The organism is Hufsiella arboris, assembly GCF_009834875.1.
GTDB classification, from domain to species: domain Bacteria; phylum Bacteroidota; class Bacteroidia; order Sphingobacteriales; family Sphingobacteriaceae; genus Hufsiella_A; species Hufsiella_A arboris.
The window spans coordinates 1-13,971 of the sequence record NZ_WVHT01000001.1; the positions used below are offsets into that span (position 1 = coordinate 1).

Genomic DNA, 13,971 nt, shown 5'->3' on the forward strand with positions numbered 1-13,971 from the left:
GCACCAATTTTATGGCAGACATATTCACAGACTATAAAATCTATCCCCATGAAGGAAAAATAAAAGACCACTTCAAGGACTTTTATGAAACTGTGTTTATTGCTTTCTTGCCCTTCTTTAAAGTTGACAGACAAACCACAGACAATGTAAATTTTAAGAAATCAAAACAAATATCTTACGAAGAAGCAAAGCAAGAAATTGATACTCTCAAAGACATTCCGCCATTTAATGCTGACATTTTTAGCTATTCAAACAAAGACTATCCAACAGACAAAGAAATTTTCGAATGCGGACAAGCTATATCTTGGAACGAAATAGTTAAAGGTTCAGGCATTAAAGACGTTTCGGAACTAAACAAAGCATTACGGACTTCAATCGGTGCATTAAGACAGGTTTTCCGAAGGCCAGAGTTGACCGAGAAGTTGAATAGCTACACAAGTGATCAAAGTATTTGGCATCCGACAGAAGGGGGTTTTGATATACTTTCAAAAATTGCAATTTATAGAACATTCAAGCTTCTTGATAAGAATGAAATTCTAGTAACAGATGAATTTTATGAAACCACTTCAATTTTAGAACTTAACAAACTAACAGCTTTTGACTTTGCAGAAAAAGTAGGTTTTAAAGACTATTTCATCTATTCCTCGGACAAGGAACTCCTGTTCACAATTGAATGGGACAGCTTCTTTTTTCTAATTGCCATAGGACAGGAGAAAATGAATAAAATTATTTCGTCAAAATTATTTGAAGGATTTCTTTGTAACAAACAAACGGAACATGAATGGGACTATGAAGAAGAGGAAATTCAAAAATATTTGGACATAGAGGAACAACAAAAACTATTGACAACTGAGCCGAAATCAGTGAGAAAAACTGGTGCTAACAGCACCTTGCCAAAAGCGGAGCGATCGTGGTGGCGGAAATTTTTTGGCTATTAATAAACATTAACTACCGCTTGAGGCTGATGTTCCAAAATCCCCGCCTTCGGCAAGCTGCAAACCGTTATAGGCAACCTGAACAACGATCGTGCAATTTAAATTTATGCCTAAGACATAACTATCAATAGACGATAAAATTGATGTTTGCTAAGGGAAGCGATAGAACATGTAATACCGCTTCTTCGTAAAGCCCCAAACCGTTATGTGTAACTTTAAATGACAGCAAGACCGAACGTATACATTCTACTTGGGACAGTATTTATTTTACTGACTTGGCTGTTTGTTGGGATTTATCGAGACGATGAATTTTACGAACAGAATTTGTTCACTAAATACCGACCAACATTCAAAGTGAACTTTCATTCTGCAATAGGTATGCAAGACTTAAAATTAGACGACTTATCCGAAAACAGAAAGGCAGAAGAAATAGCCTTTCAAGAATTTTTGATTAAACAGCAAGTTCAGAGCAGCAGTAACGCAAAACTTTGGTATTTACCTTTCATCCTTATTCAACTGACATTAACATTTATTAGCTTAGGCATTTTAAAATTCAGACGTGACTTAGTTTACAAGGAATGGCACTTCCCGGCACATTTTACCGCTTGTTTACTACTGACTTCAATTGGGCTTGGACTTATGTTGTCCTTTGACAATTCACTTACGACAATATTTGTTGGACTTTTAGTTTTGACACTGAATTATGGAGCATTGATTCTAATAACAAAAGAGAGACGAAAGAAAAGCTATACATAACACGAGTTTTGCATCAGGCAGGCTGACGTGCAAACCCGGGGCTTTGTGCTCCGAAACCCGCCCGAACGCAAAGCCCGGAAACGTTATATTCAAACATAAATGCGACGTCTTACCAAATTAAATATAAATGAAAGTGAAACCAAAGGATATCTTGTGTTTGAAGAGAATTGGTATGACGTATTTGACCGGCTTGTAATTTATTTCTTCTTCAGCTGGGTAGTAGTGCTTCCTTTCTTAATTCTTTTTGACCCGTATAGACTAGATACTGATTACGACTTTTTCTATGTGATAGTTTTCACAATCCCATTTCTATTCGGTATTTACGTGATTTATAGAAAAGCAACTGAAAAACGTTTATTTAAAATCATTACTGCATATAACAGGAAAAAAAATCATGAGATTTTGCTTGAATATGCGATCACTAAGTCCTACGAAGTTTACCGAAAGTCAAACAGATGCTTAATCTTTAATGAATCTACAAGTGCCTTGAATCCAGAATACAAAAAATCCAGAATATTTTTAGTTGAGGACAATTTAGTGATGTATTCAATTGTCCAAGACAGGTTTAAGTTGAACTTACCAACGTTGACTTCACATCTAAATTTAAAAAAGGACCTGAAAAAGTTATTTAATACTCCATTGACGGACGCGAAAAAAGAAACATGCCAGCATATAACATAGGTTTTGCAAAAATGCTGGTGACGTGATTCTCGAAATTTTCTACATTAACTTAAACTTGCAACCGTTATGTGCAAGCTTATCAGACATGAAAGCCATCACATTTAAATCATTTGTATTCGCACTTTTGTTTTGCACAGGACAGGCATTGATTGAAGCAAACTTAGCCTATATTATAATTTGGATACGGCATTCGTCTCTCTTAAATTATGAAGGAATATTATTCTATTTTTTTATTCGAATGTTGTTGACTATAGTTCCTTATATTGTAGGGTTTTATATTTTTTCATCCAAACTTAGTCCATCTATTATTTCCTTTATCATAAACATATTTGTTTTGGCGTCTCTTGTCTACTTTGGCTTTGTTCAGAAAGACATTATATCATTCACGATATCTTCAATTTCGACCGGTATTATGTTAATTATTTTGGACAGGAATCTAAATTGGAGTCGCGGCTATAAAGGGCTCGAGAATGCCGGCACATAAAAGCACTTTTGCAATAGTCAGGGTTTCGTCCTTCGTGGACAGTTTTGTGGTTAGGGGAAGTTCAGTTCTCCAAATGAACATTGTTCCATTATTCCACCTCGTTCATTAACAAACCGTCAATGAATATTATAAGTAAACTTAAAGCCTGAGTAAACCCGCTGATTCATGCTGTATGCCATTGCATAGTCGACGCGGAAAATAAGACGCTGTAAACCGAAGAATATCTCATAATAGTTTTTCGTCGACGGCTGATCAAGATATGCCCCACCCACGATTTCATCAAGTTTTAACAGCCGCAGCAATGGTATTTTATTGGTAATAAATCCACCGAAGTTTTGCTCTAAGTGAGCTTCAAAAAATTGTTTATCTGCACTGAATCGGTAAATATCCAGGTAATGGAAATTACGAAGGCTTTGCTCGAACAAAAGGGAGTTGTTACCCCGGAAGTGATAGTAATCAGGATAATAGAGCACATCCCTGTTAAAGAACTTACCTAACTTAAAAGTGTACGACACTTTGCCCCACAAACCCATTTTGAGGCTGTTCTGGTAAACTTCAAATGAGCCGAAATCGAATTTCGAGTTCGCATTGAAAACGTTTAAAGCTTTACGGTAGGTAACAGACAGTCGCGGGTATTTGAAATTTTCATAAAAGCGACCTTCGGGCCGGGTTACATAACGGGCAGCCGGCCCGTAGTCGATCTCACCCTTTAATATAAAGGCCGTGTGCTCAGGGAAAAGTGCAATTTCATACGCAGGAGTAAACGGGTTATTGGATGTAAACTCTTTGCCAGGACGATCGATCAATACAAAATCGGAGGTGTTTTTAAGGGTAAACCGCCGGCTATATTCCATATCACCTTTAAAGAAAAACCCTGCAAAAGCCTCGTAGCTGCCGCTGAACCCTAAAACTGAACGCTCATAAAACTTACGCCAGTTTGTTTCATAAATCAAGGTATTAATCGAGTTGGTTATACTTTTTGACGACTGCAGCCCTGTAAGGTCTAACACTTCTTTGCCTGCAACCAGGCGCAGGTATCCTTTGTTGATCGGATCGTAATAATACCGCCCTTCAATACGTGGGTTGAAATGTCCGTTTGAAAAGCCGTAACGTATCTGAGGTGTAATCTCTATCCAGTTCTTTAGATTGTATTCTTTACGAAAAGTTGCGTTATACTGAAATCCAAAACCTTCAACCGTATTATAAAATATATCAGGCAAGATCGCATCGAATTTTATCAGCCGTTTTGTGGTATTATCGCGCCATACGTAACCACCTGCGGCCACTTTCATAAACGTAATTTTGTTTGTCTGCTTAATTAGCGAATCCTTTTTGGCTTTAATTGCAAGAAGTTGCTGCATACTGTCCTGAACACTGAAATTGCTTATCTCCTCCGGTGTAAGCATAACAGGGCGTTTAGCATTCAGGTATTCGCGACTTTTCGTTAGATTATTAACAGGGACCTTTAATGTTTCCCCATTAAACAAATCAGCAGGCAACGGTATATTAACCTGCTGGTTCTGGCAAACGCCCAGGAAGCTCCCGGAGAATTGAAAACCCAAAAGCTTGCTCGCAAAATCCATTTCAACAAACGACTGCATCCAGATATCGTCTTTCACCGGCTTCAACTGCTGCTTGATTTTGAGCGTATCAATAAAATTAATGCGTGAAGCTTTTGTGAGATACAGATCCAGGCTGTGCAGCTGCCAGGAATCTTCAACAATGTATAATACGCCGCGGAAAACGGGATCGTATTTCCGGCGGGGGATTACCTGGATCTTATCGATGGTTTTGCCATTTTCCTGCGCCGACCCCAGATAGCGATACCGGTAATACATGTCGGCGAAATCGGCTAGCGGAGACACAAATCCACGGACGGCAAGGCTATCGAACTGGATGATATTATTATAAAAATTTATGACCAGGTCGGCCGTTTTGTTAATACTGAAAGACCCGTTTCGCCCGGCCGCCCTGCTGGCCTCCATTTCTATATGAAAATGATCGGGAGCTTTATAATATACTTTCGAATGTGCTTCCGACAGGTAGATGATCCCCTTTCCGGCTGATCCGAGCTGCAGGATTTTTGACACATCCTGTCCCAGGAATTTTTTTGGAGCCTTTAACAGCCATTGTTCGCCTTTGGTATAAACATCCATCGAATAGTCGCTGATCTGTTCGAGATGTTTTTTTCTACCGGCGATAACATTGTCCATAATTTGTTTCGCATGCTTTTTCTGATAAGCAACATTGGATGCAGAATCGGACATTTTATATGCAGTCTGACTTAAAACGACATCAATCACAGTATCTGCCCGAAGTTCAAAATCGCGGGTAACCGTTTCGTAACCAATATATCCTACGTCGAGTCTGCTTACACCGGCATTTAAGCGCATGCTATATAAACCGAACGCGTTTGTGGCAATACGCAAACCTGATCTCTCGTCGGAAATGGCAGCAAATGGCACAACGTTGCCGTGTGTATCGGTTATCTTTCCTGATACTGTAAATTGCTGCGCATTCGCACGAAAAACCAGAAAAAACAAAATAAGCAGCGTAAAATTCTTCATCAATGTGATAGCAATAATAAATACCGCTATTAAAATGTTTTATTGTTTAAGTGTGACCAGTTCAGAAATCCTGAATTTAAGAACCTTATTCATATTTTTACAGATTATCATAAAATCAATGTTATGTACGATACACTGAAGCCAGTTCTCGAGGAAGAATTAAGTAAAATTAAAGAAGCCGGCTTATACAAAACGGAGCGGATAATAACGTCTCCGCAAGGCGCTGACATCACCATTGAAGGCGGAAAACAGGTAATAAATTTTTGCGCTAACAATTACCTGGGACTTTCATCGCATCCGAGAGTAATTGAAGCCGCAAAAAAAGCGGTTGACAGCCATGGCTATGGCATGTCGTCTGTTCGTTTTATATGTGGAACGCAGGATCAGCATAAGGAACTTGAAAAAAAGATTTCGGAATTCTTGGGCACTGAAGATACCATTTTATATGCTGCGGCATTCGATGCAAATGGAGGAGTTTTCGAACCCTTGTTTAACGAGCAGGATGCAATCATATCCGACGAATTGAATCATGCCTCCATTATTGACGGAGTGAGGTTGTGTAAAGCGCAGCGCTACCGTTACAAACATGATGACATGGCTGACCTGGAAGCAAAACTCCAGGAAACGCAAAATCTAAGGCACCGCATTGTCGTAACCGACGGCGCTTTCTCAATGGACGGTACGATTGCCCAGCTGGATAAAATTTGCGCTTTGGCGGAAAAATACCGCGCGTTGGTGATGATCGATGAGTCGCATTGCTCGGGCTTTATGGGAAAAACCGGTCGTGGAACGCATGAGCATTTTAATGTAATTGATAAGATCGACATTATAACAGGAACTTTAGGAAAGGCCCTGGGTGGCGCATCCGGCGGATTTACATCGGGCAAAAAAGAAATTATTGATCTCCTTCGCCAGCGCTCGCGGCCTTACCTGTTTTCGAATACGTTGGCGCCTTCAATTACCGGCGCTTCTATAGCTGTATTAGATATGCTGTCGGAAACTACCGAACTGCGGGATACCCTGGAATCTAACACTAAATATTTCCGCGATAAAATGACCGAAGCAGGCTTTGATATTAAGCCAGGAGTGCATCCAATCGTTCCTGTTATGTTATATGACGCCAAACTTTCGCAGGAATTTGCTGCCCGGATGCTCGATGAAGGAATTTATGTAATTGGATTCTATTACCCGGTCGTTCCGCAAAACAAAGCCCGGATACGGGTGCAGCTTTCGGCGGCTCATACAAGGGAGCATCTGGATAAAGCGATTGCCGCTTTTACAAAAGTGGGTAAAGAGCTTGGTGTAATTAAATAAATCCGGCTGATTTAGTTAATTTTGCAAGATAATGCCTTTGGCCGATAACGCAGGCCAAAGGCTCATTTCAACATTCATTGCGATAAAATGCAAAGCAAGATAGATCAATATACTGCCGAAATCAGCGCTTTCAGTCCAGCTAATGCCGATGAACTGGAGACTTTCCGTATAAAATATTTAGGAACCAAAGGCTTACTGAAAGACTTATTCGACGAATTCAAAACAGTTAGTCCGGAAGAAAAGCGTACGCTTGGCAAAACGCTTAACGAATTTAAAAAATTCGCCGAGGAAAAATACCAGTTGCTAAAGGAACAGTCTGAAACGTCAACCGATACACAGTCGGACAAACAAGACCTTACTTTACCGGGCGAAGGTTTTGCGTTAGGATCGCGGCACCCGCTGATGCTTGTCCGCAAAGAGATTATCGAGATTTTCAAAAAACTTGGCTTCAATGTTGCCGAAGGCCCGGAAATTGAAGACGACTGGCACAACTTCTCTGCCCTGAATTTCCCGGAAGAACACCCGGCGCGGGACATGCAAGACACCTTCTTCATAAAAAAAGGCGGTGAAAAAGGTGATATCGCACTTCGCACACATACTTCGTCGGTACAGGTGCGTATGATGGAACAGGGGCAACCCCCGTTTCGTGCCATTATGCCCGGCCGAGTTTACCGCAATGAGGCGATTTCAGCGCGAGCGCATTGTTTCTTCCACCAGGTTGAAGGACTGTATGTAGATGAAAACGTTTCGTTTGCCGACCTTAAGCAAACGCTGTTCACGTTTGTTCAGGAATTATATGGAGAGGGAACAAAGGTTCGGTTCCGTCCTTCATATTTTCCGTTCACTGAACCGTCTGCAGAAATGGATATCTCATGTACTATTTGTAAAGGCGCCGGCTGCCAGATGTGCAAGTATTCCGGATGGGTTGAGATTTTAGGATGCGGGATGGTCGATCCGAATGTTTTGGAGAATTGCGGCATAGACAGTTCTAAATATACCGGCTACGCGTTCGGAATGGGAATTGAACGGATTACCAATCTGAAGTATGAAATACGTGACCTTCGCTTGTTCTCAGAAAATGATATACGCTTTTTAAAACAGTTTAAAACGGAAATAGTCTAAATGAGATTCATTGCCATACTAGCGATTTTTTTCATGCTGACGGGCTGCGGAAAACAGCAGGATAACATTCCGACTGTTGTTGTGAATTTTCACGCCCCGATAAATGATCCGCGGTTGTTACAGCTTGGCGCTATTGGCGGTGCGGTGCAAATTACTGGTTATGGTGTGGCGGGATTGATCATCTATCATAAACCCGATAATTCTTACGCTGCTTATGACGCCTGCAGCACCGTTAATCCTGAGAAAAGATGCACGGTAACAATTGATGATCCGAATTTAACGGCAACAGACCCCTGCAGCGGAGCTAAATTTTCTCTTTATGACGGTTCTCCGGTAAAAGCGCCTGCAAAAGTCTCTCTGAGACAATACGATGTTTATATTAGCGGTTACACGCTTAATGTGGTCAACTAATTTATGGAAGCCGAGAAAATCAGAGAAAGTATTAAACGGGCATCGCAGGACTTATTCAGAAAATACGGGTACCACAAAACCAGTGTTAACGAGATAGCAAAAAAAGCCAAACTTGCCAAAGCGACAATTTACAAGTACTTCGATAGCAAGGAGCTTTTGCTTCATTCGATTTTAATGGACTATATACGTTCAAGCGTGCATGATCTGTTACATTCCGACCACGAAGAACAAAGCAGAGATATTTACCTAAGCAACCTGATTTTAAAGACCAGCCGGATTTCTTATACCATCTGCAATGAGTTTATCGGCTGGGATTTTATCCGTGAATCAACTAATGCGCAGGAGTTTCTGAAAATATTATCTGATGACCTGGAAAAGCTTCTGATCGAATCGTTTAACGATATAGACGAGTTTAAAAATGATGAAGCAATTTCTGAAGACGGCCTGAAATTTCTCATTAAATCCAGCAAAAGTATTGTGTTTTCGTTTGCGTTCACCGCTGTCAGCGACTCGGACGTTCGCAAAAACTTTGTATCCTTTCAAAAAGAAATCCTCCCTTACCTTGTAAAAGCGGCTTTACGGTAATTTAACATTGAACCGTTTTGGTTTTCGGTTTAAATAAGTTAATTTTAAGCCTTAAACGTATTTACCCATGAGTCGTGAAATATTCGAATTTTCGGTTTTGATTGACGAAAGGTTTGATCGTGTAAAAAAGCGGCAGCTCGGTTGGTTTGGTTTTGTATCGAATTTTTTCCACTGATTTATACTCCTTTCGGTTTTCCTGAGATCAGCACGGCTGAATCCTGTTGGCTTTGCCCGGCCTGAATCAAAAAATAACGTTAATTTTGCCGCTAATGAAAAAGATTCCGGCAGAGAAACGACTGATCGAAAACATTGAAATAATAGATATTGCTGAAGAAGGAAAAGGTGTCGGAAAAACAGACGAGCTGGTTGTTTTTATCGAGAAAGGCGTTCCGGGCGATATTGTTAATGCTGAAATTTACCGCAAGAAAAAAAACTTCGCCGAAGCCAAAATTCAGCAGGTTCTAAAATATTCGGAACTTCGTACCGAACCGTTTTGTCAGCACTTTGGCGTGTGTGGCGGCTGTAAATGGCAGCACATGACTTATGAGGCCCAGCTACAATACAAGCAGAAGGCCGTAACAGATGCTTTGCAGCGCCTGGCGAAAATTGACACGAGCAACGCTGAACCAATTCTCCCATCCGATAAAACCCGTTTTTACCGGAACAAACTGGAATTTACCTTTTCCAATAAACGATGGCTGGTAACCGGCGAAGCTGATAATTCAGAAAATCTTTCGATGGACGCCTTGGGTTTCCATGTGCCGTTACGATTTGATAAAATACTTGATATCGAAACCTGCTATTTGCAGGCAGATCCGTCAAATACTATACGCAATTCTGTTAGAGAATATGCATTACAAAACAATCTGAGCTTTTACGATTTACGCGAACATAGTGGCGCCTTGCGTAACCTGATCATCCGTACTACATCAATCGGCGAGCTGATGGTAATCGTTGTTTTTGCCTATACGGAACAGGAACAAATAGACCGAATGATGGAGTTCCTTAAGCTAAACTTTCCGGCAATCACTTCGTTGCTATACATTGTCAATCAAAAGAAAAACGATACAATTTTTGACCAGGAGATTATTACATACTCTGGCCGCGACCACATTTTTGAAGAAATGCCGGCATCAGGCGGCAATCTGAAATTTAAAATAGGGGCTAAATCCTTTTATCAGACAAATTCAGACCAGGCTTACGAGCTTTACAGGATAACAAAAGAATTTGCCGGTTTGAAAGGCGATGAGTTAGTTTACGATTTATATACCGGCGCTGGAACCATCGCCAATTTTGTAGCCCGCGATGTAAAACAGGTAATTGGCGTGGAATACGTGCCCTCGGCGATTGAAGATGCGTGGATTAATTCACAAATCAACGATATAAAAAACACCACCTTTTATGCAGGCGACATGAAAGATGTGCTGACACCGGAGTTTATTCAAAGCCATGGCAAACCGGACGTAGTAATTACCGATCCTCCGCGCGCCGGCATGCACGCGGATGTTGTCAGCCGCTTGCTTGAAATGGAATCGCCGAAGATTGTTTATGTAAGCTGCAACGCTGCCACGCAAGCTCGTGATATCGCTCTGTTAAAGGAAAAATATGATGTGGCAAGGATACGGCCGGTTGACATGTTTCCGCATACACAGCACGTGGAAAATGTGGCATTGCTGGTTTTAAAATAATCGCTGAAAGATATCAGTTTATATCGGAGACATTTCCATCGCAACTGAAAAGATGGTCTTTTACTTTTATGTCTGCAGTGACATTGCGGTAAGTAATTAGTGCATTGTCTGTTCGGTCTAAACCGGATTGAAATGGATACCGGCCAGTGTTTAAAGCCCGAAGGCGTATGAATGAAAAGCCGGACTAAAGCTGATAGTAGAAGTTGCTTTCATTTCAAAAACGTATATAAAACACAGTCGAATACGGAAGCGTTTTTTACAACTATTGTTCCTGCTTCAATATCAATTAAAGAACTAGTGTATGTTTGAATTATTGCTTTATTTATGGATTTACAGGATTTATTAAACGAACAAAGCGAAGAGAATCAGCCGAAAAAAGAGACTCCATTAAAAAGCCTGGAAGCTGATTTGAAATTTTATAACGACTCGATTAAAGAGGTTGCAGTTGAAATTATGGTTGAAGGTATTTCGGCCTATCCAATATTTGTCGCACACCAACACGAGGTTAAACTCGGGGAACCAATTCTAGATAAAGATGAACTTAACACCAACTGGTCAATCCATGCATCCACTCTCGAAGAGTTTGTTGAAAAAGGTATTATCCAGGAAAGCAGGAAAGAAAAGTTTATCAAGCAGTTTAAGAATGCTCATTATTTCATGTGCTTGTTTGTAATCGTGCCTGAGGGGGCAAACTTTGTTTTCTTTCCCTACAAAAGCTAAAAGATTTGCTGTTTCACATTTAGCTTATAGATTTGTATTAAACGTTTTTCATCATGTCGGATACACAGGTTCCTATTCTTAATAACAAGCAGATTCAGCAAAAAATCGACCGGATGGCGTATCAGATCTGGGAAGACAATCTGGGTGAAAAAGAAATTGTGATTGCCGGTATTGCCGAATGTGGTTATGTACTGGCCAAGCGGGTTAAACAGGTACTCGCCAACATATCGGGCATAAAGGTGGATTTGATGAAAATCACCCTCGATAAAAGCAGCACACATCTAAAAGCAGATACAGACTTTCCAGTGCCTGATTGCAGTAACAAGGTGGTAATTTTAGTAGATGATGTGCTGAACAGCGGGCGTACACTAGCTTATGGCCTTGGCGTTTTCCTGAATGTTCCTCTTAAAAAGCTTCGTACACTTGTTTTAGTAGATCGCAGTCACCGCATTTTCCCGGTTACCACAGATTTTACAGGCATTGAACTTGCAACTGTGTTAAAAGAACATGTAGACGTTTCCCTGGGCGAAGAGAGCGGTTCCGACTCGGTATATCTACGATGATTTTTTGTTCGCCTGCAGTATTCCGACCAGCTTTTCTGCTGTAATATCTATTCCGCGAATAATCAGGTTAGCCTTGTTATAAAAAGATTCCCGCTCTTTTAATTTGTCGGCAATAAAAGCGATGAGATCCGTTCCTCTTTTTCCCTGCAAAGCCGGGCGGCCGTGAATCTGGTCATTGTCTAAACGTACGGCTAAGGCCGCGGGCGGCATAAAAATATAGATCGTAGTGCCGTTAGAATTCATCCAGTTCATATTATCGAAGTAGCAGGGCAAGCCTCCGCCCGTCGAAATAACTGCGTTATCAGGCAACTCTGTTGTAGTTAAAACCTCACGCTCGAGTTGTCGAAAAGCATCTTCCCCATTCGCTAAAAAAAACTGCGGAATAGTCATCCCCACTTTCTTTTCGAGGATATGATCTAAATCAAAAAAATCACAACCCAGCCTCGACGCCAGCTTTTTGCCAAGCGTCGTTTTGCCACAACCCATAAAGCCAATCAGGAATAATTTACCGAAAGAGTCCATTAAATTGTTCCCTCCCGTTTCATTAACACGAAATCGGTAGCAGGCGGCTGCAAACCTGCCAGCTTTAACTCCATGGCAACCTGCCCTCTGTGATAAGTAGAATGATTCACTACGTGCAATAAAATATCGCCGACCCTATTCGTAAATTTTTCGCCTATGGAAGTGGCATAAAAGATATTGGCCGACAAGCCGAAATCTTCGAGGATCTGCTTAAGCCGGTTTGTATTTTCGTTATGATAATTTTGAAAAAACTCAACCGGGTGAACGTAAAATCGGTCGTACAAAGGCAACTGGTTAAAAATACGGCTGCTCCAAATATGCTGGGCGTTGAGTATATGGCTGAAAAGATACTGCGCTTTTTCCAATTGGACATTTGCAGTGCTGAATGTGTCAATAAATAACTGGTCTGCAACTGATGTGTATTGCAGCAAATTGGCAAGCATTGACTTTGATATGTCCATGGCTCTTTTACTTTTCCCGGAAATATTTTGATTCCAAATCGTTATAAGATGGTAACGAATGATAGTGCCATTTGTTAATCACAACACCGTTTTTCATTAGCATCAGGCCGGGGTTGGCACGTACCATCGACTTCAGCGGAACGCCATCTGCGTAGAAAATTTCGGTAACCAGCTTATTCTCTTTTGCGAAAGCGTCCGCACTTTGTGCGGAATTTGAAGTGAGCAGCACTGTGCGAATATTGTAACCATCCACCGCGTTAATTGCAAGGGCATTCATTTTTCTTACAGCTTCCGCATCTGTATGATTCAAGTCGTATGCTACGATAACTAAATTATAATAGGGGTTTTCGAGCAGCTCATGCGTATAATCTGTCCCTTGGGAATCCGTAATTTTCAAATCCCTGATCTTTGGTTCAAAGCCTTTCTTCAGAAGCACAGTTTCGGGCTGCCCAACGATCTCCCAGTTGTCATCCTTCCATATTTCTGTTTTAAGATATTCCTTATCGGTCATCTTTTTAGTTTCACTGGTCTTCTTGTTTTTCAGCGTATAGGTGGTCTGGAATTCATCCGGTGCTGCGTCTTTTGGAATTTCCATTTCTTTTAAAAGATTCGCATTGACCTTATAAGGCAGGAAATCCATAACCGGCAGGTAATTGTATGTATAAATTCCAACACCAAATGAAACGAAAACAATTACCAGCAGTGCCAGCTGTTCTGCCTTTTTGGAATGAATCAAAGGCTTGATTAAACCCCGGTAGATGAAAATTATAACAATAAGCACCAGCAGGATCAAATCCTTACTGAACGATTGCCAGGGCGTCAATGGAATTGCATCGCCAAAGCAGCCGCAGGTACGCACAACATCGAAGGCGGCAGAATAGAAAGTAAGGAACGTAAAGAAAACAATAAGCAACAAAAGCCCCCATGCAACCTTTTTAGGTTTGATACCAAGCAACAAAGCGGCACCCAAAATCATTTCGAGGGCGCATAGAAAAATAGCGATTCCTGTTGCGGCATCATTAAGGAAGGTTATATGAAAAACTTCAAAGTATTCCTGGAGTTTATATCCAAAGCCCAGGGGATCGTTCGCTTTAATTAATCCCGAAAAAATAAATAAGAACCCAACCAGCAACCGGCTTATCGTCAATACAGTCTTTTTCAT

The 13,971-nt window shown here is 40.9% G+C and carries 13 protein-coding genes; 9 read left to right on the plus strand and 4 right to left on the minus strand.

Features of this window, described 5'->3' with window-relative positions; all coding sequences use genetic code 11:
• Both GS399_RS00005 and GS399_RS00010 read left to right on the plus strand, forming a co-directional pair.
• Nucleotides 1-938: DUF2711 family protein (locus tag GS399_RS00005; RefSeq protein WP_237487827.1), on the plus strand; the 938-nt coding region annotated here is incomplete at its 5' end.
• A gap of 216 nt (nucleotides 939-1,154) precedes the next feature.
• Nucleotides 1,155-1,691, plus strand: coding sequence for a hypothetical protein (locus tag GS399_RS00010; RefSeq protein WP_160842456.1), 537 nt, complete (start codon nucleotides 1,155-1,157; stop codon nucleotides 1,689-1,691).
• Between the two features lie 1,281 nt (nucleotides 1,692-2,972).
• Here the strand turns inward: GS399_RS00010 and GS399_RS00015 are convergent.
• Complete coding sequence (locus tag GS399_RS00015) at nucleotides 2,973-5,423, minus strand: DUF5686 family protein (RefSeq protein WP_160842457.1); 2,451 nt, start codon at nucleotides 5,421-5,423, stop codon at nucleotides 2,973-2,975.
• A gap of 123 nt (nucleotides 5,424-5,546) precedes the next feature.
• On the opposite strand from GS399_RS00015, the gene kbl reads away from it, so the two are divergent.
• The 7 genes from kbl (at nucleotide 5,547) to GS399_RS00050 (ending at nucleotide 11,826) form a co-directional block, all read left to right on the plus strand.
• Nucleotides 5,547-6,737, plus strand: a complete 1,191-nt coding sequence (gene kbl / locus GS399_RS00020; protein WP_160842458.1) for a glycine C-acetyltransferase — start codon at nucleotides 5,547-5,549, stop codon at nucleotides 6,735-6,737.
• Between the two features lie 87 nt (nucleotides 6,738-6,824).
• Nucleotides 6,825-7,859 carry a phenylalanine--tRNA ligase subunit alpha gene (pheS, locus tag GS399_RS00025; protein ID WP_160842459.1) on the plus strand — a complete coding sequence of 345 codons (1,035 nt, stop codon included), beginning with the start codon at nucleotides 6,825-6,827 and terminating at the stop codon, nucleotides 7,857-7,859.
• Nucleotides 7,860-8,270 carry a Rieske (2Fe-2S) protein gene (locus GS399_RS00030; RefSeq protein ID WP_160842460.1) on the plus strand — a complete coding sequence of 137 codons (411 nt, stop codon included), beginning with the start codon at nucleotides 7,860-7,862 and terminating at the stop codon, nucleotides 8,268-8,270.
• Between the two features lie 3 nt (nucleotides 8,271-8,273).
• Nucleotides 8,274-8,855, plus strand: coding sequence for a TetR/AcrR family transcriptional regulator (locus GS399_RS00035; protein ID WP_160842461.1), 582 nt, complete (start codon nucleotides 8,274-8,276; stop codon nucleotides 8,853-8,855).
• 269 nt (nucleotides 8,856-9,124) lie between these two features.
• Nucleotides 9,125-10,543, plus strand: coding sequence for a 23S rRNA (uracil(1939)-C(5))-methyltransferase RlmD (gene rlmD, locus GS399_RS00040; protein ID WP_160842462.1), 1,419 nt, complete (start codon nucleotides 9,125-9,127; stop codon nucleotides 10,541-10,543).
• A gap of 324 nt (nucleotides 10,544-10,867) precedes the next feature.
• A complete protein-coding gene (locus tag GS399_RS00045) occupies nucleotides 10,868-11,263 on the plus strand; it encodes a hypothetical protein (RefSeq protein WP_160842463.1) in 396 nt (131 codons plus the stop codon).
• A gap of 53 nt (nucleotides 11,264-11,316) precedes the next feature.
• Nucleotides 11,317-11,826 (plus strand): phosphoribosyltransferase family protein, encoded by a 510-nt coding sequence (locus tag GS399_RS00050; RefSeq protein ID WP_160842464.1) that lies wholly within the window; start codon nucleotides 11,317-11,319, stop codon nucleotides 11,824-11,826.
• On the opposite strand, the gene GS399_RS00055 is transcribed toward GS399_RS00050, so the two are convergent.
• Genes GS399_RS00055 through GS399_RS00065 form a run of 3 tightly spaced genes read right to left on the minus strand, consistent with a single transcriptional unit; the run spans nucleotide 11,818 to nucleotide 13,971 of the window.
• Complete coding sequence (locus GS399_RS00055) at nucleotides 11,818-12,348, minus strand: shikimate kinase (protein WP_160842465.1); 531 nt, start codon at nucleotides 12,346-12,348, stop codon at nucleotides 11,818-11,820. The genes GS399_RS00050 and GS399_RS00055 overlap by 9 nt on opposite strands.
• The gene (locus GS399_RS00060; RefSeq protein ID WP_160842466.1) at nucleotides 12,348-12,809 is read right to left on the minus strand and encodes a DinB family protein; all 462 of its coding nucleotides are present in this window, start codon (nucleotides 12,807-12,809) and stop codon (nucleotides 12,348-12,350) included. The genes GS399_RS00055 and GS399_RS00060 overlap by 1 nt, the downstream gene beginning before the upstream one ends.
• Nucleotides 12,810-12,816: 7 nt before the next feature.
• Nucleotides 12,817-13,971 (minus strand): BT_3928 family protein, encoded by a 1,155-nt coding sequence (locus GS399_RS00065; protein ID WP_160842467.1) that lies wholly within the window; start codon nucleotides 13,969-13,971, stop codon nucleotides 12,817-12,819.